The 26,810-nt window shown below is 50.6% G+C and carries 22 protein-coding genes and 1 other annotated feature; of the genes, 17 read left to right on the top strand and 5 right to left on the bottom strand.

The genetic code is table 11. The annotated features are described in order from the left end of the window. Positions 1-9 precede the first annotated feature (9 nt). A complete protein-coding gene (locus EZV61_RS04190) occupies positions 10-1,848 on the bottom strand; it encodes a carbamoyltransferase family protein (protein WP_131414440.1) in 1,839 nt (612 codons plus the stop codon). A gap of 116 nt (positions 1,849-1,964) precedes the next feature. Here EZV61_RS04190 and EZV61_RS04185 point away from each other — a divergent pair, with 116 nt between their 5' ends. The 7 genes from EZV61_RS04185 (at position 1,965) to EZV61_RS04155 (ending at position 10,530) form a co-directional block, all read left to right on the top strand. Continuing rightward, positions 1,965-3,797 carry an SGNH/GDSL hydrolase family protein gene (locus tag EZV61_RS04185; RefSeq protein WP_131414439.1) on the top strand — a complete coding sequence of 611 codons (1,833 nt, stop codon included), beginning with the start codon at positions 1,965-1,967 and terminating at the stop codon, positions 3,795-3,797. 41 nt (positions 3,798-3,838) lie between these two features. Beyond that, positions 3,839-5,689 carry an SGNH/GDSL hydrolase family protein gene (locus EZV61_RS04180; protein WP_131414438.1) on the top strand — a complete coding sequence of 617 codons (1,851 nt, stop codon included), beginning with the start codon at positions 3,839-3,841 and terminating at the stop codon, positions 5,687-5,689. Positions 5,690-5,936: 247 nt separating this feature from the next. Then, positions 5,937-6,557 carry a helix-turn-helix transcriptional regulator gene (locus tag EZV61_RS04175; protein ID WP_131414437.1) on the top strand — a complete coding sequence of 207 codons (621 nt, stop codon included), beginning with the start codon at positions 5,937-5,939 and terminating at the stop codon, positions 6,555-6,557. 104 nt (positions 6,558-6,661) lie between these two features. Next, a complete protein-coding gene (locus EZV61_RS04170) occupies positions 6,662-7,042 on the top strand; it encodes a hypothetical protein (protein WP_131414436.1) in 381 nt (126 codons plus the stop codon). 127 nt (positions 7,043-7,169) lie between these two features. Further along, the gene (gene glgX / locus EZV61_RS04165) at positions 7,170-9,230 is read left to right on the top strand and encodes a glycogen debranching protein GlgX (RefSeq protein ID WP_131414435.1); all 2,061 of its coding nucleotides are present in this window, start codon (positions 7,170-7,172) and stop codon (positions 9,228-9,230) included. 78 nt (positions 9,231-9,308) lie between these two features. Then, positions 9,309-10,004 (top strand): DUF2982 domain-containing protein, encoded by a 696-nt coding sequence (locus tag EZV61_RS04160; protein WP_131414434.1) that lies wholly within the window; start codon positions 9,309-9,311, stop codon positions 10,002-10,004. Between the two features lie 58 nt (positions 10,005-10,062). Continuing rightward, positions 10,063-10,530 (top strand): c-type cytochrome, encoded by a 468-nt coding sequence (locus EZV61_RS04155; protein WP_131414433.1) that lies wholly within the window; start codon positions 10,063-10,065, stop codon positions 10,528-10,530. Between the two features lie 79 nt (positions 10,531-10,609). On the opposite strand, the gene EZV61_RS04150 is transcribed toward EZV61_RS04155, so the two are convergent. Together EZV61_RS04150 and EZV61_RS04145 are read right to left on the bottom strand one after the other, a co-directional pair. Beyond that, entirely contained in the window at positions 10,610-11,242 is a 633-nt protein-coding gene (locus tag EZV61_RS04150; protein WP_131414432.1) for an SGNH/GDSL hydrolase family protein, read from the bottom strand. 57 nt (positions 11,243-11,299) lie between these two features. Further along, positions 11,300-11,965: a cytochrome b/b6 domain-containing protein gene (locus EZV61_RS04145; RefSeq protein ID WP_131414431.1), complete on the bottom strand. Its 666-nt coding sequence runs from the start codon at positions 11,963-11,965 to the stop codon at positions 11,300-11,302. 185 nt (positions 11,966-12,150) lie between these two features. Between EZV61_RS04145 and hpf the strand changes: the two genes are divergently transcribed. From hpf to EZV61_RS04125, 4 genes are all read left to right on the top strand, one after another. Further along, the gene (gene hpf / locus EZV61_RS04140; protein WP_114338779.1) at positions 12,151-12,564 is read left to right on the top strand and encodes a ribosome hibernation-promoting factor, HPF/YfiA family; all 414 of its coding nucleotides are present in this window, start codon (positions 12,151-12,153) and stop codon (positions 12,562-12,564) included. Positions 12,565-12,656: 92 nt separating this feature from the next. After that, positions 12,657-12,783: a sequence feature (Phe leader region), on the top strand. 23 nt (positions 12,784-12,806) lie between these two features. Continuing rightward, on the top strand, positions 12,807-14,819 hold the full coding sequence (gene aroF / locus EZV61_RS04135; protein WP_131414430.1) for a 3-deoxy-7-phosphoheptulonate synthase: 2,013 nt from the start codon (positions 12,807-12,809) through the stop codon (positions 14,817-14,819). Between the two features lie 79 nt (positions 14,820-14,898). Beyond that, complete coding sequence (locus EZV61_RS04130; RefSeq protein ID WP_131414429.1) at positions 14,899-15,429, top strand: M23 family metallopeptidase; 531 nt, start codon at positions 14,899-14,901, stop codon at positions 15,427-15,429. A gap of 198 nt (positions 15,430-15,627) precedes the next feature. Further along, the gene (locus tag EZV61_RS04125) at positions 15,628-16,173 is read left to right on the top strand and encodes a GGDEF domain-containing protein (RefSeq protein WP_165419314.1); all 546 of its coding nucleotides are present in this window, start codon (positions 15,628-15,630) and stop codon (positions 16,171-16,173) included. A 107-nt stretch (positions 16,174-16,280) separates the two neighbouring features. Here EZV61_RS04125 and EZV61_RS04120 read toward each other — a convergent pair whose 3' ends face one another. Then, positions 16,281-17,723, bottom strand: coding sequence for an HDOD domain-containing protein (locus EZV61_RS04120; RefSeq protein WP_114338783.1), 1,443 nt, complete (start codon positions 17,721-17,723; stop codon positions 16,281-16,283). 342 nt (positions 17,724-18,065) lie between these two features. Here EZV61_RS04120 and EZV61_RS04115 point away from each other — a divergent pair, with 342 nt between their 5' ends. The 5 genes from EZV61_RS04115 (at position 18,066) to EZV61_RS04095 (ending at position 24,964) form a co-directional block, all read left to right on the top strand. Continuing rightward, a complete protein-coding gene (locus EZV61_RS04115) occupies positions 18,066-18,587 on the top strand; it encodes a DUF2760 domain-containing protein (RefSeq protein ID WP_130566574.1) in 522 nt (173 codons plus the stop codon). Then, the gene (locus EZV61_RS04110) at positions 18,584-20,416 is read left to right on the top strand and encodes an Hsp70 family protein (RefSeq protein WP_131414428.1); all 1,833 of its coding nucleotides are present in this window, start codon (positions 18,584-18,586) and stop codon (positions 20,414-20,416) included. Before EZV61_RS04115 ends, EZV61_RS04110 begins: the two co-directional genes overlap by 4 nt. A 40-nt stretch (positions 20,417-20,456) precedes the next feature. Beyond that, positions 20,457-23,183 carry a hsp70 family protein gene (locus EZV61_RS04105; protein ID WP_131414427.1) on the top strand — a complete coding sequence of 909 codons (2,727 nt, stop codon included), beginning with the start codon at positions 20,457-20,459 and terminating at the stop codon, positions 23,181-23,183. A 222-nt stretch (positions 23,184-23,405) separates the two neighbouring features. After that, positions 23,406-24,098 carry a DUF3313 domain-containing protein gene (locus EZV61_RS04100; RefSeq protein ID WP_131414426.1) on the top strand — a complete coding sequence of 231 codons (693 nt, stop codon included), beginning with the start codon at positions 23,406-23,408 and terminating at the stop codon, positions 24,096-24,098. 152 nt (positions 24,099-24,250) lie between these two features. Beyond that, positions 24,251-24,964 carry a Crp/Fnr family transcriptional regulator gene (locus tag EZV61_RS04095; protein WP_131414425.1) on the top strand — a complete coding sequence of 238 codons (714 nt, stop codon included), beginning with the start codon at positions 24,251-24,253 and terminating at the stop codon, positions 24,962-24,964. A 62-nt stretch (positions 24,965-25,026) separates the two neighbouring features. On the opposite strand, the gene EZV61_RS04090 is transcribed toward EZV61_RS04095, so the two are convergent. Next, entirely contained in the window at positions 25,027-25,749 is a 723-nt protein-coding gene (locus tag EZV61_RS04090; protein ID WP_131414424.1) for an SDR family oxidoreductase, read from the bottom strand. Between the two features lie 125 nt (positions 25,750-25,874). Here EZV61_RS04090 and EZV61_RS04085 point away from each other — a divergent pair, with 125 nt between their 5' ends. Beyond that, on the top strand, positions 25,875-26,795 hold the full coding sequence (locus EZV61_RS04085; protein WP_131414423.1) for a LysR family transcriptional regulator: 921 nt from the start codon (positions 25,875-25,877) through the stop codon (positions 26,793-26,795). Positions 26,796-26,810: the final 15 nt, after the last annotated feature.

Below are 26,810 nucleotides of genomic sequence, written 5' to 3'. Positions count from 1 at the left end.
GGGCATTCATTAGTCGAGTTCAAACTCCCGTTGTTTTGCCGTAGCAATCGCCTCTGCAGGCATATCGGCTTTGTCGAGGCGCCAATGACCCAGCACCAAGGTATCCATCTCTGTCGATAAAAAGCAGTCGATAGCGTCATCAGGGCTGCATACCGGGGGTTCACCACGCACATTAAACGAGGTATTAATCACCATAGGTACACCGCTTTGCTCAGCAAAGGCGCTAATCAACTGATGGTATTTAGGGTTAGTTTCTTGATGCACCGTCTGCACCCTTGCCGAATAGTCCACATGGGTGATAGCTGGCAGGGTTGAGCGTTGATATTTCAACCGTTCAATGCCAAATGCGGGCATGTCGTCGCCTTCAGGTAGATGATGCTGTTTAGCGACATCGGCGACCAGCAGCATGTAGGGGCTGGCACAATCCATATTGAAGTAGTCACTGACATTTTCAGCCAACACCGATGGCGCGAACGGTCGGAATGACTCGCGATATTTGATCTTTAAGTTCATCACCGACTGCATCTGTTGGCTGCGTGGATCACCAAGGATCGAACGATTGCCTAAAGCGCGAGGACCAAATTCCATTCGACCTTGGAACCAGCCAATCACGCGGTCAGATGCCAACTCGCCTGCCACTTTCTGCATCAGGAGACCATCATCTAACAACTCGGCCGGCAGCCCCCGTTGTTGAAGTATCTTGTCAACATCATCATCACTATATTCTGGCCCCAGGTAACTGCCCTGCTGCAGATCCGTGCCGTTCAACTCCCGTGGCTGGCCACAATGCTGATACACACCCGACATGGCAGCACCCAACGCCCCACCAGCATCCCCTGCGGCAGGCTGGATCCAGATATCGTTGAAAACGCCGGCTTCCAGTAGTTTGCCGTTGGCGACACAATTGAGGGCCACTCCCCCAGCGAGGCAAATATTCTCGCAACCGGTTTCAGCTTTCAGGCTTTGCGCGAGTTTAATTACCACCTCTTCGGTGACCACCTGGATCGAGCGTGCCAGATCCATCTCTTTCTGTGTCACATCAGACTCTTCGCTGCGTGGCTCGCCGCCGAAAAGCTGATGAAACTTAGAAGATGTCATGGTGCTACCCGTCACATAACTGAAGTAACTCAAATCTAAACGGAAGCTACCATCAGCCTTAATGTCGATAAGGTGTTTGCGGATAAGATCTGCGTATTTGGGTTCACCATAAGGGGCTAAGCCCATCAACTTATATTCGCCAGAATTCACCTTAAAGCCGCAGTAATAGGTGAATGCGGAGTAAAGCAACCCGAGTGAATGGGGAAAACGGATCTCCCAGAGCGGCTGCAGATCATTACCCTCGCCCAACCAGGCGCTACTGGTCGCCCATTCGCCAACACCATCAAGACAAAGCACAGCGGCTTTTTCAAACGGGCTAGGAAAAAACGCGGAAGCGGCATGGGATTGATGGTGTTCAGCAAACAGCAGTTTGGGTAGTTCAGCCTTGCTAACGCCAGACATCTGGCTCAATTCGCGACGTAATAGGCTCTTAAGATACAACTTCTCTTTCAGCCAGATCGGCATCGCCCGCACGAACGAGGCAAATCCCCGAGGTGCTGACGCCATATAGGTTTCCAGTAAGCGTTCAAACTTAAGCAACGGCTTATCGTAAAAAACGATATGGTCAAGATCGGTCAACTGACAGCCAGCGGTATCCAGGCAATACTGGATCGACTGCACAGGAAACGAGGGATCGTGCTTTTTACGACTAAATCGCTCTTCCTGTGCTGCTGCAATGATCTGCCCATCTTCAACCAGTGCCGCAGCACTGTCATGGTAGAGGGCGGAGATACCAAGAATTCGGGTCATGTCCTGCTTCACACTTCTGGGAGTGCGGGCAGTCTAGAGCCCCTCAACGATTGAAGCAATGGGGAGTTTTAGCTAGTGTGAGGCGCTTAAAATAGCAATTAGACGCTGTACAGAGAATGAACGCAGAAAACACCCCAAAAAAACGTCTTTATCTGGTTATCACCATACTATTTCCAATCATCTTCTTCCTATTATTGGAACTGGGGTTGCGTCTATTCAACTATGGTGAGGATTATCCACTTTTTCAGCCAGTTGCGAACCAAGCTGGTTGGCTAGAAACGAATCCGAACGTGGTAAAACGTTTTTACTCCAACCCAGAAAATGCAGCCAAAGTTCAGATCTCACCCGTCTATTTTAAAGCTGATAAGCCAAAGGATAGTTTTCGTATCGTCGTGCAAGGCGGATCAACGGCTGCCGGTTACCCATACGGGCGCTGGGGTGGCTTAGCAGGGATGCTCAATGACCGGCTCGAAGCAACTTTTCCTGACCGAGAAATAGAAGTTATTACCACCGCAATGAGCGCAGTCAACAGCTATACCATGCTCGATTTTGTTGATGAAATCATCGATATCCAACCGGATGCCGTTCTTATTTACGCGGGTCATAACGAGTTTATTGGCATCATGGGGGTGGGCACCTCTCTTAGCAGCGCTGAAGCGAGAGGAACAACGCTACTTTATCTTAAGCTGCGGAAATTACGGCTTTATCAATTGGTACAAAGCGTAATGAACCTGTTCTCGGCCGCGCCAATAGACCAAGCAGCGACTGGTGAGGCCCGTAAAACACTCATGGCCAAAGCCGCTGCAGGGCAATTAATCAGCAAAGATTCCGATACTTTTGCACTAGGTGAACAACAACTAGCTGGCAATCTCGACCTGATATTAAGCAAGTATGCCGAAGCTGGAATACCGGTAATGGTCGGCACATTAGCCAGTAACGAAAAAGATCAGGCACCTTTCGTCAGTGAGCCGGAACGGCTATCTGACAATGGCAAAATGCTGCAGCAACAGTTACAAAACGCCCTCACCAATCAACAACTGGATGAGCTTTCTGAACTGACTAAACAATACCCCAGCTCCGCTGAAGCCTGGTATGCCTACGCCCAAGCGACATTAGCCACAGGCGATGCGAAACTTGCTCGCGAACGTTTTGTGATAGCGAAAGATCTCGATCAGATGCGTTTCCGCGCGCCAGAGAGTTTCAATAAAATCATCCGTACAGCAGCACTGAAGCATCAAGCAACCCTTGTCGACGTTAATCAACATCTGGCGGCGGAATCAAAGGACGGCATCATTGGTGATGAGTTGATGCTTGAACACTTGCACCCCAATGCCGAAGGCTACTTCTTGCTTGCCGATGCTTATTATGAAGTCCTCAAATCGCAACAGTTGATTGGCACCTGGGGTAATCAACTGACACGGGAACAAGCCGCAAGTGAAATGCCTATTACCGAGGTGGATCGGGTGGTGGCGGATTTCAAAATCAAGCAGCTAAAAGCCAATTATCCATTTACCGATACCCCTTACGATGTAGAGTTTCCTAAGCCCTGGCATCCAGTCATCGAACTGGCCCGACAAAAAGTAGAAAAAGAGAAAAGCTGGGTAGAGATAATGTCTGAACTATTGACCTTTTATCAGCAAACGGACCAGCTAGATAAAGGCGCTGTTGTAGCCAGAATGCTAGCTCAGGCCAGCCCTACCAATTCAGGAAACAATTTGTCAGCAGGCATGCTATTGATGTTCAAAGGTGAATATCAGCGTTCACTGCGCTACCTACTGCGCTCTGCTGAACTAAACCCAAACAATGCGGACACCTGGACTGGACTGGCTTACTCCCGTATCGGGTTGGGTCAAAAACAACTGGCACTGCGAGCAATTGAGCGTTTGGAAAGACTAAGGGGCAACCCAGACACTATTAACGAACTGAAACAGCAGGTCAGCCGCTTGTAAGCGGCTTGGCTTTTTCCCTCATAAATGAAGTTATAACCATCATGAAAGCGTCTCTCTCTGCCAAAAAGCGACCATTGTTCTATCTGCTGACACTCAGCAGCCCAATACTATTCTTTCTGCTACTGGAGTTGGGGCTGCGGATATTTAGTTTTGGCCACACCTACCCGCTGTTCGTTGACGCCAAAGGAATGCCTGGCTATCTGCAAGCCAGCGATCAGGTGATCAAACGCTATTTCAACGACCCCAAACAAGCACCGAATGTCAGCATTGATACGATCTACTTCAAAAAAGAAAAGCCAGCGGCAACGTTCCGCGTAGTCGTTCAAGGTGGCTCTAGCGCGGCAGGTTTTCCTTATGGCCGTTGGGGTGGTTTAGCCGGCATGTTGAATGACCGGCTGGAAGCCAGTTTTCCAGACAAAGATATAGAAGTGATCACCACGGCCATGAGTGCGGTCAATAGCTACACCATGCTCGACCTAGTCGATGAGATCATCGCCATCCAACCGGATGCCGTGCTTATCTATGCTGGCCATAACGAGTACATTGGTGTCATGGGCGCGGGTTCAGCACTCACTTCAGCCCAAAGCCATGGTGCCAAGCTTCTGTTTTTAAAATTAAAAGATCTCCGCATCTATCAATTAATGCAACGGGTTATGGGTCTATTCAGCCCTGCACCACCCGCCGCTCAAGGCGGCGCCGCCCGCGGCACATTAATGGCAAAAGCAGCCGCGAATCGCGAAATCCCCTACCAATCTGAGATCTTCGATCAAGGGCAGCAACAGTTCGCCAGCAACTTGCAGTTAATCCTGAGTAAATATCAGCAAGCCAATATCCCGGTGATGCTAGGCACGTTGGCCAGTAATGAAGGTGACCAAAAGCCGTTTGTCAGTGATCCAACAAAAGAATCAGCGACTGCGTGGCAACAGAAATGGCAAGTTTATGAACAAGCAATGGCGGATGGTCAGTACCCCAATGCATTAGCTGCCGCTAGCCAATTAGCACAACAATTTGATACCGCAAACAGCTGGTTTGCCGTCGGCCAAGCACTGCTCGCCAGCGGAGAGAACGAGGCAGCGCGCAACGCGTTATTGGCGGCAAAAGATCGCGATCAACTGCGTTTCCGCGCCCCTGAAGAGATGAATACCATCATCAAAAATGTGGCTGAGCAGTTTTCTGCGCCGCTAGTCGATGTACAGCAATATTTCGTTATGCACTCAAAAGACGGCATCATCGACAATAGTTTGATGTTGGAACACTTACACCCCAATAAACGCGGCTATTTTCTTCTGGCAGAAAGTTATTTTAATACCATGAAGAAAACCGCTCTTCTGCAAGATTGGTCTCAAGCCCAGCCAAGTGCAAAAGCGTGGCGCGAAGTGCCGATAACAGAGGTAGACGCGATACTGGCAGACTATAAAATCGCTACGTTGAAAGCGGACTTTCCATTTACCGACACACCATACAAAGTGAGTTTCCCGACGCCCAACGACACAGTGACCCAGCTGGCACTAGCCCGCCAGTCAGGGCAGCAGGATTGGATCGCCAACATGCAAAGCTTGCTCGGCTATTACCGGCAGCAGCAAGATCACCCACAGGCCCTCATCGTGGCACGTATGCTGGCACAAGCGTTCCCTAGTCAACACGGCCCGCAATTCGCGTCGGGGATGCTGTTCCTCGGTTTAAAAGAGTACCCGCGGGCAATCAAGTATCTACATAAAGCTTTGGCGCTCGAACCACGCAATAGTGAAGCAAGAAAAGCCTTAATTTACGCCTTGGCCAACACCGGCGCCAGCCACCAAGCAAACGCCGAGCTGGAAATATTGCAGCAACAACTGGGCAACGACCCCGTGATTAAAAGCTTGGAAAGAACCATTCAAGCAGCAAAACAGTAAAGCGCGATATAAACGGCCGTAGCATCACGAGCTTAACGTGGTGCGGCCGTCATTCATCGTCAGCCCAGCGTCCCCACCGACAGGCCTAACCCGCTATCGCCAATGTTTAAATAAACGCACATGTTTACTTCATTCTAATGACCATCTATGTTAACTAATATGTTTATTTAATAAATGGTCACACCCTACATTGACCACCCGCTCCCATCGCCAAAGCTGGCATCGGGCTGAGAATCAAGGAGTTCCTATGCAAGCAAGTGCAGATAAGCTGTTGTACCTGCTAAAAACCCGCGGTGCACTGACGGCACAGCAGTGTGGCGAAATACTTGAAATGACCTCCATGGGGGCGAGAAAACACCTGCAACAACTGGCAGCGCAAGCGCTGGTTAGCTATGAAGATATCGCCAGTAAAAAAGGCCGTCCCAATCGCTTTTGGCAACTCAGCGAAAAGGGACATGCCCGTTTTCCTGATCGCCATGCCGATCTGACTCTGCAACTGATTGATTCGGTTAAAGCCGTGTTTGGTGACGATGGATTAGACCAACTAATAGCCAAGCGAGAGACCGAGCTTACTGCCGCCTATTTAGCCGCACTTAGTGACCTACCGCTGGCGCAAAGAGTGCAAAAACTTGCCGCGCTAAGAGAAAAAGAGGGGTATATGGCGTCGGTTCAACAGATAGAAAACGGCTGGTTGCTGATTGAAGATCATTGCCCTATCTGTGCTGCAGCGCAACAATGCCAAGGCTTTTGCCGTGCAGAGCTGCGCCTGTTTCAAACCTGTATTGGCGAGCATGGGACGGTAGAAAGAACGGAATATTTACTCGAAGGTGCTAGGCGCTGCGCCTACCAAATAACCATGAAGATGTAAGATCCTCCCTCTCAATACGGTCGTATATGTATTCAGGAAAGCTTTTTGCATGCCGATAACAGTGTAGACGGTTAGTTGACACCGAAAGGTGCAAGGGGGATCGGATGAGACACTCCCCAGTAGTAGTACAAAAACAGCAATACCCTCTAAACCAGCAAACGACACCGCAAGATGTCAGAGTTCGGCGATCATTAAAGCATGCCGCCAATTGGGTCAATCAAGTGGTTTCCCAACTAGAACAAAATGGTGGTGTCAGCTTTCGCGACCGACAGGGTCACCTGATTTTGGTCACCAAAAGTGCCAAACACAGCGGATACTGGCAAGCAACCTGGTTTAAACCAGAAGGCCCTTACCAAGACCAACTGTCCCACACAGCGAAAAAGCTCATTCTTAATTTAGCGCCGATGATATGCGAATGGCTAACGCCAAGCGGATTTGAAAGACAGGTCAATCGTTGGCTTCGTCTCAAGCCACATCCGCTATAAATTAGATGCTAGGCAAGAGTATCGGTCACATGCTTTTTTTAAACAGAGTGAATTAACGGTTGGAGCTTATACCGTTAATTGCTTAAACTGGCCTCAATCTCAAGCCATTGCAGAGTGTTTGTATCTTATGAGTCCGATCCACGATTATGGTCGTAGCTTTCCTCTAGGACCCACAATTATTGATGGCGGTGTAAATTTCAGCCTCTACAGCAAAAACGCCACAGCCGTTGAGTTGCTGCTTTTCAAATCAGCTGAAGACGCCACGCCAAAAGTTATGACACTCAAACCAAGTGTCAATCGCACGGGTGACTACTGGCACATATTTGTCAAAGGGTTGGGCGAGGGCCAGCTTTATGGCTATCGCGTTTACGGCCCGTATGATCCTGCTAGAGGTCTTCGTTTTGATCCGCAGAAAGTCCTGTTAGACCCATACGCTCAAGCTGTCGCCATGGGCGATAACTATAGCCGTAAGGCGGCCATGGTTCCCGGTGACAACGTCGGCCAATGCATGAAAGGGGTTGTGGTAGAGCACCGCGGATATGACTGGGAAGACACCGGCCCACTGAATCGGCCATTGGCCGAAACTGTTATCTACGAGATGCATGTCAAAGGCTTCACCGCTAATCCGAACTCAGGCGTTAGCGCTGACAAACGCGGCACATACGCCGGTGTAATTGAAAAAATTCCTTACCTGAAAAGCCTGGGTGTCACCGCTGTTGAACTGTTACCCGTTCAGCAATTTGATCCAGAAGATTGTCCAGAAGGCGTTTCCAACTACTGGGGCTATGCGCCAATCAACTTTTTCTCTCCCCATTCACAGTACAGCTCTGACAAATCACCCACGGGGGCATTTCGCGAGTTCCGCGATATGGTCAAAGAGCTGCATAAAGCAGGGATTGAGGTTTATCTGGACGTGGTCTTTAACCATACCGCTGAAGGCGACACAAACGGCCCAACGCTTAGTTATAAAGGGTTAGGCAGCAATACCTATTACATCCTGGGTGAAGACAAGCGCGACTTTCATAACTACTCAGGTTGCGGTAATACGATCAATGCCCACAATTCCGTGGTGCGCCGGATGATCCGTGACTGCCTTAAGTTCTGGGTGCAAACCATGCACATCGACGGCTTCCGCTTTGACTTGGCATCAGTGATGTCGCGGGGCGAACAGGGCCAAGTGCTAAAAGATCCCCCTGTACTCTGGTCGATCGATACCGATCCAGTGTTGTCTGGTACCAAGATCATTGCCGAAGCATGGGACGCTGCAGGTCTGTATCAGGTAGGCAGCTTTATTGGTGGCCGCTGGCAAGAGTGGAACGGCAAATATCGGGATCATGTGCGTAGTTTCTTGCGCGGCGAAAAGGGCTACGTCAGCCGCTTTGCCGACCGCCTAATCGGTAGTCCTGATCTCTATTACGATCAGCACCGCAGTCCGCACCGCTCGATTAACTTTGTCACCGCCCATGATGGTTTCACTCTCAATGACATGGTCAGTTATAACGAAAAGCATAACGAAGCCAACAATGAGGGCAATCGTGATGGTGACAATCACAACCGCAGTTGGAACTGTGGTGTAGAAGGCCCCACCGATGATCCAGAGGTGTTGGCGCTGCGTGAACGTCAACGCAAGAATTTCATGACCGTGTTACTCGCTTCGCTGGGTACACCGATGCTCACCATGGGCGATGAAATTGGCCGTACTCAGCACGGTAACAACAATGCCTACTGCCAGGACAATGAGCTGAGCTGGTTTGATTGGGATCTGGTGGAAAAAAATGCCTCTCTGTTGCGCTTCACACAGAAGATGCTGCGCTGGCGTCAGCAGGATCCAGCGATGGATCAACAGCGCCACTACACCCTGGCAGACGTGTTAGATAGCACCAAAATCCAGTGGCATGGTGTTCATCCGCAATCGCCAGACTGGTCGGAGAATTCCAATTCATTAGCCATGACCATTCGTGATCCCAACACCGGTGAGCTAGTGTATATGGCGATTAACGCTTGGCATCAGGAACTGGAGTTTGAACTGCCGGATCCTGAATATGGACGCTGGCATCGTATTGTTGATACCAGTCAACCGTCGCCCTATGACATCGTTGAAGACCCTGAATGCGCAGAAGCGGTAACTTACCGTATCTATCGCGTTAAAGGACGCTCAGTGGTTATGTTGGCAGCCTACGAAGATTAGGCTAGAAAGGGCCTCTTGCCGCTTCAATGATTAAAACGACAAGGCCCGCTAGCGGGCCTTTTTGATAATGTGGTAACCATGGACAACAGTGAAACCTTAGAAACCATTGAGATAAAGCCCGTGGTCAACCGCTATGGTTTGACTCTCTCCCTGCTGGGCGGGGTCAGCGCATTATTAAGTTTAGTGGTGATATTTCTGCTGACCTCGATCCCGAAACTACCGTTCTATGTCATGCTGGGAGGCTCAGTTTTTACCCTGCTGTTAGGGCTGTTAAAACAGTTGGAACCCAAGGTAAGTTTGCGCCTGTGCCCCAACTATCTGCAGTTTTATCACCGGCACGGTCAATGGACACTAGCGTGGCAAGATATTCAGCGAATAGATATCCCAACCCTTGGTTTAGAGGACAATTATCAACCCCTGAGCTATGTTGGTATCAGACTCACCAGTCAGCATCGCCTACTGAGTAACATCTCACTGCGACTGGCTAGCAGGATCTTGCTGGAACAACGTCCAGTCCTGATGCAAGCGATTAAAAACGAATGTGCCGATGGCACCTGCCCTAGTGAATTGCTGTTCGAAGGTGATCAGTTTACCGATGATCAAGGCACTCACTACACCGGCCTACTCGCCATGTTAGGACAACGGATGCAACGTTTAAGGGAGATGCTGGGATATGATATTTATTTGCCAGAAAACTCACTGGACAGACCCGCCGAAGAGTTCATTGTTTTACTGCGTAAATATCACTCGCAAGTTCAGCAGCTGGATGCTTAAATAGGCGATGAGATACCAGCTTAAAACTATAAGAAACAAAGACTCAGGGAGAAACCCAATGTACAAGAAGACATTACTATCATGTGTCGCTGGCGCTCTTCTCGCTACCGGCGGTATTGCCGTAGCAAAAGAGAGCCCCTACGCCGACCCAGAGCCAGCGATCGAATATCGCCAGAAATCATTCTCTTTAATTGCCGCTAATTTTGGCGATCTCGTGGCAATGCTAAAAGGTAAAAAAGAGTATGACGCAGCGGTCGCACAGCGTCGTGCTGATGCCGTCGCCGCCTTGTCACATTTGCCATTAGAAGCATTTGCCGTCAAAGGCAGCAACGAGGGTGATACCAAAGCTAAGCCCGCGATTTGGAGCAGCTGGAGTGACTTTGAAGAGAAGATGGCCGCTCTGCAGAGTGCGAGCACCGAACTAGCGAAAGTCGCCGGTAGTGGCGACATGGATGCCTTCAAAACAGCGATCGCTGCCACAGGTAAAACCTGTAAAGGTTGTCACGACGACTACAAAAACAAGTAGTGTTCCTCTAGTCATTGTTAAAAAAGCCGCTGAAAAGCGGCTTTTTACATATAAATCCGAGCATAGTCGTTATTGCCTACTAATTTGCGGATTCTATTATCGCCTTTATCGGTGATACCAAGGCGCTAGCGAACAGCTTGTGTTGCTCCGCACGCCAATGTATTCCCTCTTTTGGGCAGCTATGAATGACGCTGGCAGCATCAAAAAAACCGCAATTCAGCTCAGCTGCTTTGGCCTTAAACCGCTGGCTAAACTCTGCCGACTTTAACTCACCATCACGAAACATATCGGCGAAATATCCAACTTCACGGATTGGCGGCGGTGCAATTAATAAAAGTTTGGGCGATATCGGTTTAACCCAACTTTGAAATGTCAGGATCTCATTGCCAAGCCTGCCTACCCCTTCGGCCACATCAAAAGCAGACAAACCTAAGCGATGCTTAAGGTCATTTGTGCCCAGCAGCAAAACCACTAAATCCGGCAGGTGGGACTCCAAACAGGGGCGCAGATAGCGCAGGCCATTTTTTTCGCCCTCCACCGGATCATCATGCACCGTGGTTCTGCCGGGTTGCCCCTCTTCAATGACTTCAAAGTCAGCAGGTAGCAGACCACGCAATCGTCCCGGCCAGCGTTCAGAGGCAGCAAAGCGTCGGTCTTTTCCGGGCACGGCACCCCATGTATTTGAATCACCGTAACAGAGAATGGTGGGCATCAGTTATAACTATCCATTAGCAAGGAATGAGGTAAGAGGCAGAGCACACACTCAAGATCACCAGGGTATACTGGGTTGCCACCAGTAATACAGCACACCACCCCCGATCAACAGCACCAACCACCACAACCAGCTAGCACGGAAAGTGACTTCAGGCTCACCGTTGCGCAGACGTACGCCGCTGAACATGGCGGGAATAAGACGATGACCTTTAACTTCATAAACAATGACAGCCAACAGGTGCAGAGCAACGGCTGCCAATAACAAGTTGAAGTTCACCTCATGCCACCAACCCATAAAGCTAGCCACATCATCGCTGACTAAACTGTACAGTGGTCCCTCGGTAAAGATATCGTCGCTGGTAAATAGTCCAGACCCAAACTGCAACCCCATCAGCAGGAGCAGTAACATCACCATCCAGCCACCAGCAGGGTTATGGCCTAACTGCGTATGCGGTGAGCCGCGAAGATAACCCCAAGCGGCTATCGGTGAACGAAAAAATTGACTAAAACGTGCAGTATCACTACCGATGACCCCCCAAACAATGCGGCTAGTCCAGAGGGTGATCAGGCAATAAGCCAACCAGAGATGCCAATCCATTTCGCCGAACTCAGCGGTCGCCCACATCGCTACAAATAGACCCGCTTGGCACCAGTGAAACAAACGCACAGGAAGATCCCATACGCGTATGCTGGCTTGCTTGACATCGAGGTTCTCAGCCATGGGTACAGACCCTGATTTTTCAACTATTGGAATAAGCAATTTAGCAGAAGTGGACGACCCATCACAAACTGTCAGGGAACTTTACGATGCGGAAAAAAACGTGACCGAAATCAATTCCAATGGAACTCTGACCGCGATAGTCTGTCTATGCAATAAGTGATAACAGTGACAAGAGGAGAATGCCTATGCGCATCGAAATCACCGCTAAACACATTGAAATCACCGAAGCTCTTCGCGAGCGTATTGAATCTCGGTTTGATAAGTTAGAACGTCTCGACATTTCTCTCATTAATCCCCATGTCATCCTCTCGCAAGAGAAAAAACTGCATCAAATTGAAGCCTCCATTACCGTGCCAAACGACAAAATCTTTGCCAAGGCAGAGCATGAAGATATGTACGCGGCCATTAATTTGCTGGGACAGCGCCTGGAGCGCCAACTGAATCGCTACCAGCATAAGCCTTCCGCCCACCGTGGCAGCCGCAGTGGCAAAGATCAGTGTCGCCAAGGATTGATCGCCGGAGAGCCACTTGTTGAAGAAGCGCTCTATGACGAGCCCTATTTTGAAGAATCAGTAGACGACGTCGAAAACGCTGCATAAGCATGATGTCAAGCAAATGAGCGGGGATAATCCCCGCTCTTCTGTATCGTCGCCTTGACACATCCCACGATCCACCATAGATTGAGCATCATGAAGATCCAAACGCTGTTTTTCTTTCTTTTTGCCTTTACCACCGGTTCACCGGGGGGCGATTTCGTCGTGTAAAGACACAAAGAAAGACGAATTGATAAGCCTCCCCATTGTGGGAGGTTTTTTTTTACCAAATTTCAGGAGCCACTAGGATGGATAAGCCGCTTTCACTGGATGATATCCGCAAAGAGATCACAGAGCTGGACACGACAGTTTTAAAACTGTTGTCGCGTCGACGTGAACTGTCCTTGGATGTCGCCCGCAGCAAAATTGAAGCGACCCGCCCGGTGCGAGACCAGACCCGAGAAGAAGCGTTGTTAGTCACGCTGATAAAACAGGGGCGCGAGCTTGATCTGGATGCCCATTATGTCACCCAGATTTATCACACCATCATCGAAGACTCAGTGCTAACGCAGCAGGCAATGTTGCAGCAGTTGGCCAATCCAGAAAACCGTAAACCAGTTTACCGTGTGGCCTTCCTTGGTGACAAAGGCTCCTATAGCTACTTGGCAATGCGCAAATACTTCTCCCGCACCTGTGATGATTTGGTAGAACGGGGCTGCACTAGCTTCAGTCAGATCATCAATGAAGTGGAATCAGGCACAGCGGACTACGCCATGTTGCCCATTGAAAACACCTCCTCAGGCGGTATCACTCAAGTTTACGACGTCCTGCAACACACCACCTGCTCCATCGTTGGTGAGATGACATTGCCAGTCGAACATTGCTTGTTAACGGCTGTGCCCTCCTCTGAGAGCCAAATCAATACCATCTACGCCCATTTTCAACCGGCACAACAGTGTAGCGAATATCTGGATTCGTTAACCGGTATTAAAATTGAGTCTTGTGATGCATCCTCCGCTGCATTTCTGAAAGTCAGTGAACTTAAAGATCCTCATGTGGCAGCGATTGGCAGTGCCGATGGTGGTGAGCTGTATGGCTTAACTCCAATCAAAACCGGACTGGCCAACCAAAAAGAAAATTTCAGCCGTTTTATCGTCATCGCACGCAAACCGGTACAGGTGGCAGAGCAGATCCCAGCAAAAACCACGTTGATCATGTCGGTGGAACAAAAGCCGGGCTCCTTGGTTGAAGCCCTGTTAGTGATGCGCGAGCACGGACTCAATATGTGCAAGCTGGAATCACGCCCTATCCAAGGTAACCCATGGGAAGAGCTATTTTACATTGATGTAGAAGGCAACCTGCAAAGCAGTCATATGCAGAGTGCCTTGGAAGCCCTGACCCGGATCACCCGTTACCTGAAAGTATTAGGCTGTTATCCGTCGGAAGAGGTCAGTCCCACCCATGTGCCGTTGGATAAGCTGCCATTACCCAATAATACCGCCACATCAGCGAGCAAAACCGAAAGCGCGGCGGCCTCAGCTCATTCATTGGTTGCCAGAAATGGCCACCCTGACACTGAGATACGGGTACGTCACACCGTCATCGGTAGTGATCAGTTCATCACTATCGCTGGTCCTGGCATCATTGAATCACAGGAGCAGTTAAATGCCTGTGCGCAACAAGCCAAAGAGTGTGGGGCAGCCATTTTGCGCGGGGCGCTCTATCCGCCACAAATCAACCAGGATGGCAATCTTCCTAACGAACAGCAGAGCCTGCAGTACCTGCGCGAAGCTGGCCTGCGCTTTGACCTGCCATTCATCACTGAAGTACACCACCCTGAGCAAGTCACGGAAACGGCGCGCCAAGCAGATCTGCTGCAGATCGGTGCTCGTAACATGCAGAATATTGAGTTGTTGCAAGAAGTGGGTCGCACCCATCGCCCGATCATTCTGAAACGTGGATTGATGGCCAGCTTAGATGAGCTGTTACAAGCCGCAGAAGTGATCATGGCGCAAGGAAACCGGCAAGTGATCCTATGTGAACGCGGTATCCGCACCTTTGAAGGCGCTAGTCGACAAACCCTTGATCTGGGCGCCATCCCCGCCTTGAAAAGCATGACTCATCTGCCAGTGATCGTCGACCCCACGCATGCTATCAGCCATATAAATCAGCTAGCACCGCTGGTCTATGCGGCAAAAGCGGCGGGTGCCAACGGCATTATTCTCGATATTCACCCGCAACCAGCAGCAGCACTGTCTGACGGTGAAACTTTAGACTTTGATAGCTTTGCCGAGATCATGAGCGAACTGCGTCAACGCTAACGTTGCCAGATAGAGCGAGCCTTCGTCGATGTCGAATGCTCGCTCTAGATAGCATCACCAAACCAAGGAAGCAGGGTTAATGGAAAACACCAAAAAAGGGATCTACAAAGCAACTCTGCTTGTTCTGCTCGCTATCATCATAATCGGCCTGTTAATTCCAAGCCAAATGACGATCCCGGTCAAGGGCGCATCAAGCAATGATTGGCATCCCGATACATTTTGGTATGAACCCTGGGGCAGCTCAGGCGTCCATAAAGGTATCGACATTTTTGCCAGCAAAGGGACACCCGTTATCGCAGCGACTAGCGGCCTTGTGCTTTATTCCGGCGAATGGCAAAAAGGCGGACATGTGGTAGTAGTACTCGGCCCCAAATGGCGGATCCACTATTACGCTCACTTAGCTTCGCGCAGCGTCAGTAGCGCCAGCTGGATATCCAAGCAGGAACAACTGGGAACGCTCGGCGATACCGGAAATGCAGCAGGCAAGCCTCCTCATCTACATTACTCTCTGGTGACTTTACTGCCCTACTTGTGGCGCTATAGCACCCAAACCCAAGGCTGGAAGCAACTTTTCTACCTCGATCCTAACGCCTATTTATCCCATAGCTGAACCAACGACCTGCACAAACTCCACGTTTTGCCAACGCAAAGCTCCTCATTGGGAGTCAGCTCGCAATTCGGTTGCTTCATCAGCAGCACCTCTACCGACTGCTAATATTAAAGTCAGCAGCTAATCAGCAGCGCCTGATTGATTAGGTTTTGCTTTAGATTTTTATCACAGATAACAGCTAATCAATGGAGTGCTGCTTTGGATAGAAAGGTAGTCGTTTTGAATACACCAAACATCCCCGCTGACGAAAAAAAGCGGTTGGCAGCGTTAAAGCTGGCAACGATCGATGAACTAACGGGAACCGGTAATCGCTTGGGATTTATCTTCTTGGCTCAGCACATGCTCAATCTGTGTGCGCGTCAGGGAGCACCAGCCACACTGGTTTGTTTTGAACTGAATAACCTCAATGGCGTAGAAGGAGCCCCTCAGAACCTTCACACCTTGAAACTGTTTGCAGAACAGATGCGAAAAACGTTTCGTGTCAGCGACATGACTGCGCGAATGTCCAGCAATCAGTTCGTTGTGCTACTAACCAATACCCCCCTAGCCCATGCAGAGTTGGTATTGGAAAAGTTCCATGAACATATCGCGGCAATACCCGACAAAGCAGATATGAATAGGCTGAGTTTTTCCGCCGGTATTGCTGGTTTCTTTCCAAACCGTTCTACCGAGATCGAAGATCTGATCACGGAAGCAACTGCACAGATTTATCCCCATCACCTGCATATGGAGCAACGGGCCTAAATCTCACCGGCTAATTGGAGTGCGGTGACGCCGCCATGAGCAGACAAACAAATACCAAAAAGCGCCGACCACGGCGCTTTTTTATTGCTGCTATCGCTTAACATAAGCTAACGGATAGCTAACGACAGACACAAAGATAGCTGCCCAGTAAAATGGTTGAATGCGCCAAAGTCGTCACTGCTCAGTGGCCGCTCTGTTTCAGCCCTATCACTGTACACCACCCCCAAACACTTACCATTCACGGCCAATGGCGCAACGAAGAATGCTGAGTCTTCACACAACCCCCGTAGCGCTGGCGTAACCTTCTGCCGCCATTGTTCACTCTCAGGCTTGTCCACCCAAAATGGCAATTGCTGATTGTATGCATCGTCAAATACCGTCGCCAACGACGTTAGCGGAAAGACAAAACCAGTTTCAATGCGCCCGGCATTGGCACAGGAAACAAATCGCGGGGTCAACTTATCCTTTTTCTGGTTCACCATCAGCACGATCACTCTATCCATGCCAACGCCGCGATGCAGGCCCTCTATCGCTGTGTTCACCAGTAAATTGAGATCCGCGCGTTCCATCGATAACTGCGTCAGTTCCCGCAGCATTTTCAACTGCATCACTTCGTCAGACAGATGGTGAGGCGCTTCATCACTCGAAAAACGATTAACGTCAGCTTCTGGATCGAGAAATTCGGTCAACGACTCCGCCCCATAGGACACCGCCAACTCAACCGAATCCTGGGTGCATTTCTTAATCCGCCGCTTTAAACCTGGAATGGGAACTCCAACCAATTCAGCCATCTCAGATAAACACATCTGCACATCTATCTTGGCATTGGGGTCAGTCAGCGCTTGGCTGTAATTTGAAGCAAGTTCGATGGCACGCATCTCTGGCGTGCGGCGATTAGGATCTTCGATCGACCGCACCAACATATCCCCCATATTCCAGGAACGGGCTAAGCCAGCACTGATCTTGTCGAAGGTGGTTCCGAGTATCTCCTGCGATATCTTTTCCCGAGGTGCTCGGCCATTGGTCAAAGCCTCATCTAATCGCTCAGTAACACCGCCCCCCATTGACCAAAATGCTATCTCTCCCAACTCATGCAGTAGCGCCGCGATATAGACCTCTTCCTGAGTATCTTCATCATGCTCGCCAACCAATACCCGCGCCAGCATCGCTGCGTGAAATGACTTTGCCATCAAACGCAGTAAGCGTTTATGCACCGGCTTACTGATATCCCGGTTGCGCAGCATGCTGTCGATCATCTTGGCAGTAATACAGATATGTTTAAGGGTGTTGTACCCCAAGATCACGGCGGCCCGGCTCACCGTAGTGACACGGTTGCGCCCAACACCATAACTGACACTATTCACCACCCGCAGGATACGTGAAGTTAAGCCTTGGTCATGGAGTACCGATTGCCCCAAACTGGCAAGCGAGGCGGTATCATTGCTCGCCATTTTCTCCAGATTTCGCACGGTAGCAGCCAAAGCTGGCAACTCGTGCTCACTGATTTTTTCAACCCAAGCTTCCGTGCCTTGTAATTCATGCTTACTCATATCACGTTGGCACTTCTATATTACGCCTACTATTAAGCTTAGGCGTTTTGTTACTTTTCATTAAACAAGCAGAAACAAAACTGCAACCCTACTAGCAGCATGACCTACAAATCTGCAGTGCGCAAAGCCTAGGCGCCGCCGCGTGATCCAAGTTATGACGTTTTTCGCAAATCAGATAAGACAAGCGCTACCAAGATCACACTTTTATTGGTAAATTATTCAGCAATCAATCTTGTAAACGGAGCTGCGAGCGGTGGCCATGAAGGCGAATAACAGCCTCAAATCACACCAAGTCACTTGCCAAGACCAGCCCTTATACCCACACAGATAAAGAGAATTCAGATGCAAACACACTTTTTTGCACGTATCGCGCTGGCGTTCAAAGTCATTTTCAGCCGCCGCTTCACCAACACCTTAGTCGCCTCATCGGCTGCCGAGAGCGAAACGGCACCGGCAGTAGAACCAGCAGTCACGCTCACCAGTAGCAACAGTGATGGTGCCCTACAGATGCTTGCTCTGCTCCAAAAAGAGGGGCGACTGCTCGATTTTATTCAGGAAGATGTCACCAGCTTCAGCGATGAGCAGGTGGGTGCCGCTGCCCGCGTCGTCCATCAGGGTTTAAAGAAAGCGATCAGCGAACACGTCACTTTAGCGCCAATCACCAGCAGCCTTGAAGGTAACCCAATAACCGTGCCAGAGGGCTTTGATCCACAAGCCTATCGCCTCACGGGTAATGTCAGTGGCAGTGCGCCATTCCATGGCACCTTGTTACACAAGGGCTGGAAAGCAAACGCTATCAATCTGCCGCAAACCATCGAAGGCTACGACTTTAACGTGCTGGCAGCCGCAGAGGTGGAGCTATGAGTGAAGCGCAATTTACCGTAGGGATCGACCTGGGCACGACCCATTGTGTGATGGCTTTTGCAACCATCAGCGACGATGGCGAACCACAGCCACAGCAGTTATTTACTATTCCCCAATTAGTCGGTCCAGGCCAAATTGAAGAACGCAATGCGCTGCCCTCATTCGCCTACCTGCCCCACGAGTCAGAGCTGCCGCCATCACAGCGCCAGCTGCCATGGGGAGAGTTTCCCTATGTTGCCGGTCAACTGGCGAGAGAACTGGGAGCAAAGACACCGACCCGCTTAGTCAGCAGCGCTAAAAGCTGGCTCGGTCATGGTGAAGTGGACCGCCGCTCAGGGTTGCTACCGTTGCAAGCCCCGGAAGATGTTAGCAAGTTATCGCCCTATGAAGTCAGCAAGCACTATCTGCAGCACCTGACCCGCGCCTGGGATCAGCGCCACCCCGATGCCCCCTTAGCCAAGCAGCAGCTCACGATCACAGTACCGGCCTCCTTCGACCCCTCGGCACGGGAACTGACCGCCTTAGCGGCACTAGAGGTCGGCCTGCATCAAGCCACACTGCTGGAAGAGCCACAAGCCGCGCTGTATAGCTGGATCTCAGGTAGCCATGGTGACTGGCGCAATCAGGTGTCTACCGGTGATGTCATTCTGGTGATCGATTTAGGCGGTGGCACCACTGATTTGTCACTGATCGCCGTCACTGAAGAGGATGGCGCACTGGCATTGAATCGCATCGCCGTCGGTGACCACCTGCTATTGGGTGGTGACAACATGGATCTGGCGCTGGCTCATACCGTTCGCCAAAAACTGGCACAACAAGGGACGCAACTGCAACCCTGGCAACTGCTGGCGCTTTCCCATGGGTGTCGCCAAGCCAAAGAGACACTGTTCTCACAACCTGAACTCACTGAAGTGCCAATTGTGGTTCCCAGCCGCGGCTCCAGCCTGATTGGCGGCAGTTTACGCACCGAGCTCAGTCGTGCCGAAGTGGATGCCGTATTAGTCGAAGGCTTCTTCCCACGTACAGATATAGAAACCCCTGTGGTACATCGTGCGCGTGGGGCACTAACTAAACTAAACCTGCCTTACGCGCAAGATCCTGCAGTCACTCGTCACTTGGCTGCCTTTTTAAGTAAACAACGTCACGCCACCGATGAACTAAGCGATGTTCAGTTGCCGGCCGGGGCACGTTTTCTTCACCCCACTGCGGTACTGTTTAATGGTGGTGTCGTCAAAGCCTCACCACTCACCAACCGTATTGTTGAAGTGCTGAATCAATGGCTGACTGATGATGGCGCGGCACCAGTAAAAGTGCTGGCAGGTAACGATCCCGATCAAGCGGTAGCCCACGGTGCAGCCTATTACGGCTCGGTTCGCAGTGGCAACGGTGTGCGCATTCGTGGCGGTATTGCTTCCGCCTATTATGTCGGCATCGAGAGTGCCATGCCTGCGGTACCCGGCATGGAAGCGCCGATTGAAGCCTTTTGTATCGCACCTTTTGGCATGGAAGAGGGCACTGAAGCCAGCTTACCGACCCAAGAGTTTGGTCTGGTTGTTGGCCAGCCGGTACGCTTCCGTTTCTTTAGCTCAACCGTGCGCCGCGACGACCAACCTGGCCATATTCTTGATTTCTGGAATGAGGGTGAGCTGGAAGAACTGCCCGCCATTGAAGCACTACTCCCCGCCGAAGGAAGAACTCCCGGCGATGTGGTTCCCGTGCTACTACAAGCCAGTATCAATGCCCTTGGTACGCTGGAGCTTGCCGCTATGCCGATCGATGGCAGCGAGCATTGGCAGGTTGAATTTGATACCCGTGGTGAATCCGCTTGAACTTAAATTATGAGGGTAACCACCCTCTACCAGCTAATTCATGACGACATCAAACACCGAGTCAGCGCGCTATGTGATAGGTATCGATCTCGGTACCAGCAACATCGTGCTGGCCTATGCCAAGCTCGGCCGTTCGGCGAAGCCGTCAGCTGCGACCTCTGCATTTCAGGTATGGCCGATCCCGCAATGGCTGGATAAAGGCCAATGGGGCACAGCCCTTACCTTGCCAGCGCTGCGATATCATCCTGGTGCCGAAGTGTCCGCTGCACAGCAACAGCTACCCTGGCCCAGCAGTCAGCTACAGCAACAGTTGCCGAATGCCTTACTTGGGCACTGGGCACAACAGTTGGGTAGTGCGATGCCCGGTCGCTTGGTACAAAGCGCGAAAAGCTGGCTTTGCCAGCAGACAGCCGAGACAGCATTGCCATGGCGCGCCGAAGCCCATGTCGCAACGGTCTCACCGCTGCAGGCCACTGCGAGTTACCTCGATTATCTGCGTTGCGCCTGGGATCATCAGTTTGCCGATGCACCGATGGCACAACAGCAGTTACAGATAACCGTCCCAGCGTCTTTCGATGATCACGCCCGCGCCCTGACACAAGAAGCGGCAGCTCTGGCAGGTCTAAATCAACCGGTACTGTTAGAAGAGCCGATTGCAGCCACCTATGATTGGCTATTGCGCGAAGCAGACAGCGATACACTCGCAGATCGTGAACAAATGTTAGTGTGTGATATTGGCGGAGGCACCAGTGACTTTACGCTAATAAATATCAAGCCATCTGCAGAGCAAAAGCGTCCGCAGTTGGAGCGTGTGGCCGTTGGCGAACACCTGATGCTCGGCGGCGACAACATTGACTTGGCGCTCGCAGTACAGGCGCAGCGCAAGCTTAACACGAGTGATAAACCTGCTCGCCCCGATTTTAAGCAGCTACAGCAGCTGAGTCAGCAAAGTCGGCAAGCGAAAGAAACACTGCTGGCCACAGATCCGCCAGACGAATTCAAGATTAACCTGTTAGGCAGCGGCAGTGCGTTGATTGGCGGCACCCAGCAAACCCGATTAACCGCTAAAGAAGTGGAACAGCTGGCACTGGATGGCTTCTTTCCCTTAGTCGACAGTACTGCCTACCCACAGCAACGCAAAGGTGCTTTAGTACAAACAGGGTTGCCCTATCCTGCTGACGCAGCGATCACCCGCCACCTGGCAGCTTTTCTTGCGCCGCACATCAAACAGACCGGGATCACGCCCGACACCCTGTTGCTCAATGGCAGCCCGTTTCATAGCCCACAGCTACGCCAGCGTTTAATCGCACAGCTACAACAGTGGTCAGAACGGCCAATTACTCTGCTGGAGAATCCCGCACCGGACCTGGCAGTTGCCCGCGGAGCGGCTTACTACGGCTGGTTAAGACAACAAAAACAGCAACTGATCCGGAGCGACAGTGCCCGCAGTTACTTCGCTATTGTCGACAGCCAAAGTGGTAAACAGGCTTTTTGTATTCTGCCCAAAGGTAGCGCAACAGATCATAGCCAGACTCTTAGCACACCGGATTTCACCCTCATGTGCGGTGAGCCGGTGCAATTTGAGATCGCCAGTGACCACGGTGCCACACGCTATCAACTCGGCCAACGCATTGCTGACAGCCACCAACTGCACCACCTACCCAAACTCACCACTGAGCTAGCGGGTAGCGGCATGGTGAACGTCAGGCTTAGCACCCGGCTGACCGAGCTGGGACAGCTGGCTGTCGCTTGTCAGGCGATTGATGAGCCCACGCAACAGTGGCCGATCAGTTTTAACCTCCGCGCCCATGAACAGGCAGACATAGCCCCAGCTTGTCAAAGCACACCAACGGCCGCATTCAAGCTTATTCATCAAGTATTCGGTAGCAGCAAGGCTGTACTCAATGTCTCTGAGTTGCGCAATCAGTTAGAGAAACAGCTGGGAAAACGCGACAACTGGAGTGCCGATACCGCTCGGCATTTGGCCGATCAATTACTGGAAACTGCCGGTAAGCGCCGCCGTAGCCTAAAACATGAACGGATCTGGTTTAATCTTAGTGGCTATTGCCTGCGCCCTGGTAATGGCATGCCAGGCGATAATCAGCGTATTGATCAGCTTTGGCAGCTTTATAATAGCGGCTTGCAATACCAACAAGAAACCCAAGGTTGGCAAGAATGGTGGGTGCTATGGCGTCGGATAGCTGCCGGACTGAATGATGAACAACAAGCCACCCTGCTGGATGACATTGGTATGGTACTGATACCGGGCTATGCTCGCAGTGCTGGCAATAAGCCACGCCAACAGGCCGGTATTGAAGAGCGCATTCGTCTGGTTGGTGCGTTAGAGCGTATTCCCGTCGAAGTTAAAGCAGAAGTGGGCAATTTATTGCTCAATAAAATCAGTAAGCAAGATGAGCTTGCGGCAACCTGCTGGGCATTTGCACGCGTTGGTTCCCGTCGCTTAGCCTACGCGCCGCCTCGCTTCCGCGTATCAAAAGAAGATGTCACATCCTGGCTTAACGCCCTACTTTCAATGGATTGGAAGTTGTACCCTCAGATCTGTTTCCCCGCAGCGTCAATGGCACGGCCATCTGATACGGCATTCTCTATCGACGAGAGTCTACGCAATCAAGTCAGAGCAAAACTAAAACGGACACGCCACAACGAACGCTGGTTAAGGTGGCTAGACGATGACGTAAGCCAACAAGATGAACAGCAGATTTGGGGAGATAGCCTACCTAGTGGTCTATCACTGGCCGATGGCTAAATAGCATCTTCCTATAGCCAGTGACTTCACCAAACCGAAGCCTCAGTGAGAAAACTAACCAATCAGCAAACCTAACCCACTGGTAAATAAAAAATTAAGCTTATGTGCCGCTAAGAACATACAGCCCAAGAATTCGTCGTTAAAGTGCTCCCCAATCGAACCAAGTAACACTGCCTTGCGAGCTTAGCTACGCAATAAGACCTATCACCAAAGAGTAGATATATGAAATTATTTCAGTCAGCGTTCTGCATGATATCAGCTATCGTTTTTGCTAGCGGATGTGCCTCTGCACCCGACTTAGATCAGAGCCACTCCGGTTTTCTGTCAAACTATAACAAGCTTGCCGAAGTAGAAGGTGAAGATCACCTACTCCGATATAGAAACGACAATGCAGACTTAAGTACTTTCAGCAGTATTACGGTCGCACCAACAACGACTATGATCGCCGATAGCATGGCGACAGATTCAAGTTTAACGGTTGAACAGCAACAACAACTAGCGGTGCACTTTGCAAATCAAATGCAGAACAAAATTGGCAACGAAGTGTTGTTATCAGGTGATGGTAACCCCTTGTTGCTACGCAGTGCGTTCACCGGCATCACCAATACCTCTGAAGATTTAGCTTTTTATCAGTACATTCCTGTGGCACTGATCGTTACCGGCATTAAAGAGGCGGCGGGTAAACGTGACAAGATCCCGATGATGTTTCTTGAATTTGAACTGACCGATAAAACCACAGGCGAAGTGATTATGCAGTCGATGCGCCGTGTGCAGCTCGATGAAATATCTCCAGAAGAACTCGAAGAGCAAGGCGCCGCCGCTATTCTTCCAAGAATTGATTCCGCCGTTGAACAGTTCGAACAAGTACTAAGGGACACCGTCAATAAACTAGAACAAGAACGACAAGCGAGCTGATACACCTAACCAGTACAAATATGGAGGACCTTTTCTGGTCCTCCATCTTCGCTTGCGGTCATACAGTCATATTCATGCAAAGGGAAAGATCAATCCCTATCAAACACTGTGATACAGTTGCAGCATATGACCGCTGGACACCGTGACACACTTTGACGCAAAAACCGACCATTGATCAGCTCGACTGGGGGTGTGATATCCCCATATCCCTTAAGCATGAACTATTAGCCATTGCCCGTGTTGAGAAGAGCTTAAGCAGTCTTATTAAAGACCGCGAGATGGGCTTATTCAGCGGGGTGATCTATTTTATCCGTGGTGTTCAAACCATCTGCTTCGCACCTTACGAAGGCACGAATATGGTCGGAACAGTGCTCGGCCCCGGAGACTGGGTGGGAGCACTTTCGATAGGTGCGAGTTTTCAACTATTTGTGTTAACTGAAGAAGTGGCCCCCGTTCATCTACTCTATTTCCCTGGCGGCAAGCTGAAGCAAATGGCAAACAACGACTCTGACGTATACAAGTGGTTGTTTCACATAGCACAAAAAGCCCAAAGCAATTGGATGCAAGCTAACTTGGCCGCCATGCATGATAAACGGGTCAAAACCGCCTACGCACTGCTAGAGTTTGCCCGCAGACAAGCCTCCGCAACGGTCGATAAAACAGTACCGATGATCAAAGTATCCCAAGACCAACTCGCGAGCGTCACCGGATTAAGCCGCTCTAGGCTGAACGAGGTTTTGAGGAATTTCGAGAAAGCAGGCGAAGTGAAATTAGGACGTGGACAACTGCAAATTCTCGACATGAGCGCATTAGCCAGCCGCCTGCATGAGATGAACACCATGTTTCATGACCCGCGAAAAGTCTAAAAAACACACTGCAGAAACTAGCGCAGACGGGTTGTCTGCGCTGTCATAAACAACGACTCGAATTAAGGCTGCTGGCGGGTCGCGGCCACCACAATTTCACGAATACACATGTTTTGTGGCTGCTGGTAAGCAAACAGCGCTGTGCGAGCAATGTCATCGGGGTTAATCACACCGCCCATGCTCTCTTTCCAATCTTCGTAACCCGCTTTTATCTCTTCAGATGTCGTGTGAGAAAGCAACTCTGTTTCTACCGCGCCCGGTGCAATCACGATAACTCGCACATTATCATCCGCGACCTCTTCTCGCAGGTTTTCACTCATCGCATGTACCGCAAACTTGGTTCCGCAATAGGCGGCATGACCGGGAAATGTCTTACGGCCTGCGATTGAACTGATGTTGATGATGGTGCCACCCTTGCGCGCTTTCATCGCGGGCAAAACAGAGTAAGTACCGTTCAACAATCCCAACACGTTCACATCAAACATCCGCTGCCATTCAGCCGGGTCTTGTGTATCTAAACCACCCAACAACATACATCCAGCATTGTTGATAAACAGGTCGACCTCACCAAACTGCGCTTCTGCGTCGTTGACGGCAGCAGCAATCGCTTGCCGATCAGTAACATCCACTTGTCGACATAAAGTGTTTGGTAAAGCTAATGCTTGCAATTTTTCGATGCGTCTAGCCAAGAGCAGCAGTGGGTGCCCTTGTGAACTAAATGCCTGCGCCATTGCTGCGCCAATACCAGAACTTGCACCGGTAATAACAACGAGTGATTTGTTCATTTCAATGCTCTCTTAATCAATGTTTGCCGAGATGACGGTCAAAGGCCGTTTAAAGTGTAGGCGCTATCATAAAGATGCTATTGTTTTAATAAACAGCCACAAAATTAAAACACTGTTCTTAATTTATGAACAAAGACCAGAGCGACACTATCTACTGGAGCGGCATTCGTGCGTTTATTGCTGTATGCGAGCATGGCAGCTTCAGCGCCGCAGCCGAGGCTACCCATGCCTCCAAGTCAAATCTAAGTCAGCAAGTCTCCACCCTTGAGCAAACTCTGGGTGTGCAATTGTTGTTTCGCACTACACGCCAACTTAGGCTCACCGAGGTCGGTGAACGTTATCTTGCGATGTGCCAACAAGGCGTTGCCCAACTCAGCAGTGCATCAGAGTGGGCGGTACAAAATACCGAACAGCTGTCAGGAACAATCAGAATGAACGCGGTCGGTGGCGTGATCGGTGAAGAGCTGATAGCGCCGTTATTGATTAAGTTCCAGCAACAATACCCGGCAATTAACGTAAAACTCGATTTTTCCAGCCAACGTGTTGATCTGCTGTCCAGCCCTTACGATCTAGTGATGCGTATGGGCGAACTGGCAGATTCATCACTGATCGCCCGTCGACTTCACACGATATCCACTCGCTACGTCGCCAGCAAAGCGTTTGTCGAACAGAACGGTCCTTTGAACCACCCTAACGATCTCAAGCGTTGCTCTCTGATCTACGGCAGTGTGAATGAGTGGCGTTTCAACGATGGCCAATCCAACATCACCATCGTGGCAGATCATGGCTTCCAGATAACCAATGGCCGCGTGATGCTGAAAGCGGCATTGGCAGGGCAAGGCATTGCTCGCCTTGCAGATATCTACGTGCAATCGGCCATTACACGCGGCGATCTGGTGGAGGTGTTACAGACTTGGCACCCGGCAGATACCCCGCTGTCATTGGTGTCCCCACCAACACGCCATCAACTCTACCGCGTGAAAACCTTAATGGACTTCTTAGTCTGTCACTTTAAAGATAGCTACGACGCCTATTTAGCAGAATAATGACTGTATCTCAGC

Origin of the sequence: Corallincola luteus (genome assembly GCF_004336975.1) — a bacterium.
GTDB classification, from domain to species: domain Bacteria; phylum Pseudomonadota; class Gammaproteobacteria; order Enterobacterales; family Neiellaceae; genus Corallincola; species Corallincola holothuriorum.
This window is presented reverse-complemented; position numbering and strand designations above follow the sequence as displayed.

Excerpts from the sequence above, each read along its gene's own strand:
- EZV61_RS04185 (WP_131414439.1), top strand. The coding sequence starts at position 1,965 with ATGAACGCAGAAAACACCCCAAAAAAACGTCTTTATCTGGTTATCACC.
- EZV61_RS04145 (WP_131414431.1), bottom strand. The coding sequence starts at position 11,965 with ATGGCTGAGAACCTCGATGTCAAGCAAGCCAGCATACGCGTATGGGAT.
- EZV61_RS04180 (WP_131414438.1), top strand. The coding sequence starts at position 3,839 with ATGAAAGCGTCTCTCTCTGCCAAAAAGCGACCATTGTTCTATCTGCTG.
- EZV61_RS04105 (WP_131414427.1), top strand. The coding sequence starts at position 20,457 with ATGACGACATCAAACACCGAGTCAGCGCGCTATGTGATAGGTATCGAT.
- EZV61_RS04160 (WP_131414434.1), top strand. The coding sequence starts at position 9,309 with ATGGACAACAGTGAAACCTTAGAAACCATTGAGATAAAGCCCGTGGTC.
- hpf (WP_114338779.1), top strand. The coding sequence starts at position 12,151 with ATGCGCATCGAAATCACCGCTAAACACATTGAAATCACCGAAGCTCTT.
- EZV61_RS04170 (WP_131414436.1), top strand. The coding sequence starts at position 6,662 with ATGAGACACTCCCCAGTAGTAGTACAAAAACAGCAATACCCTCTAAAC.
- EZV61_RS04085 (WP_131414423.1), top strand. The coding sequence starts at position 25,875 with ATGAACAAAGACCAGAGCGACACTATCTACTGGAGCGGCATTCGTGCG.
- EZV61_RS04115 (WP_130566574.1), top strand. The coding sequence starts at position 18,066 with ATGCAAACACACTTTTTTGCACGTATCGCGCTGGCGTTCAAAGTCATT.
- EZV61_RS04110 (WP_131414428.1), top strand. The coding sequence starts at position 18,584 with ATGAGTGAAGCGCAATTTACCGTAGGGATCGACCTGGGCACGACCCAT.
- EZV61_RS04155 (WP_131414433.1), top strand. The coding sequence starts at position 10,063 with ATGTACAAGAAGACATTACTATCATGTGTCGCTGGCGCTCTTCTCGCT.
- EZV61_RS04150 (WP_131414432.1), bottom strand. The coding sequence starts at position 11,242 with ATGCCCACCATTCTCTGTTACGGTGATTCAAATACATGGGGTGCCGTG.
- EZV61_RS04190 (WP_131414440.1), bottom strand. The coding sequence starts at position 1,848 with ATGACCCGAATTCTTGGTATCTCCGCCCTCTACCATGACAGTGCTGCG.
- EZV61_RS04090 (WP_131414424.1), bottom strand. The coding sequence starts at position 25,749 with ATGAACAAATCACTCGTTGTTATTACCGGTGCAAGTTCTGGTATTGGC.
- EZV61_RS04175 (WP_131414437.1), top strand. The coding sequence starts at position 5,937 with ATGCAAGCAAGTGCAGATAAGCTGTTGTACCTGCTAAAAACCCGCGGT.
- EZV61_RS04120 (WP_114338783.1), bottom strand. The coding sequence starts at position 17,723 with ATGAGTAAGCATGAATTACAAGGCACGGAAGCTTGGGTTGAAAAAATC.
- EZV61_RS04130 (WP_131414429.1), top strand. The coding sequence starts at position 14,899 with ATGGAAAACACCAAAAAAGGGATCTACAAAGCAACTCTGCTTGTTCTG.
- glgX (WP_131414435.1), top strand. The coding sequence starts at position 7,170 with ATGAGTCCGATCCACGATTATGGTCGTAGCTTTCCTCTAGGACCCACA.
- aroF (WP_131414430.1), top strand. The coding sequence starts at position 12,807 with ATGGATAAGCCGCTTTCACTGGATGATATCCGCAAAGAGATCACAGAG.
- EZV61_RS04100 (WP_131414426.1), top strand. The coding sequence starts at position 23,406 with ATGAAATTATTTCAGTCAGCGTTCTGCATGATATCAGCTATCGTTTTT.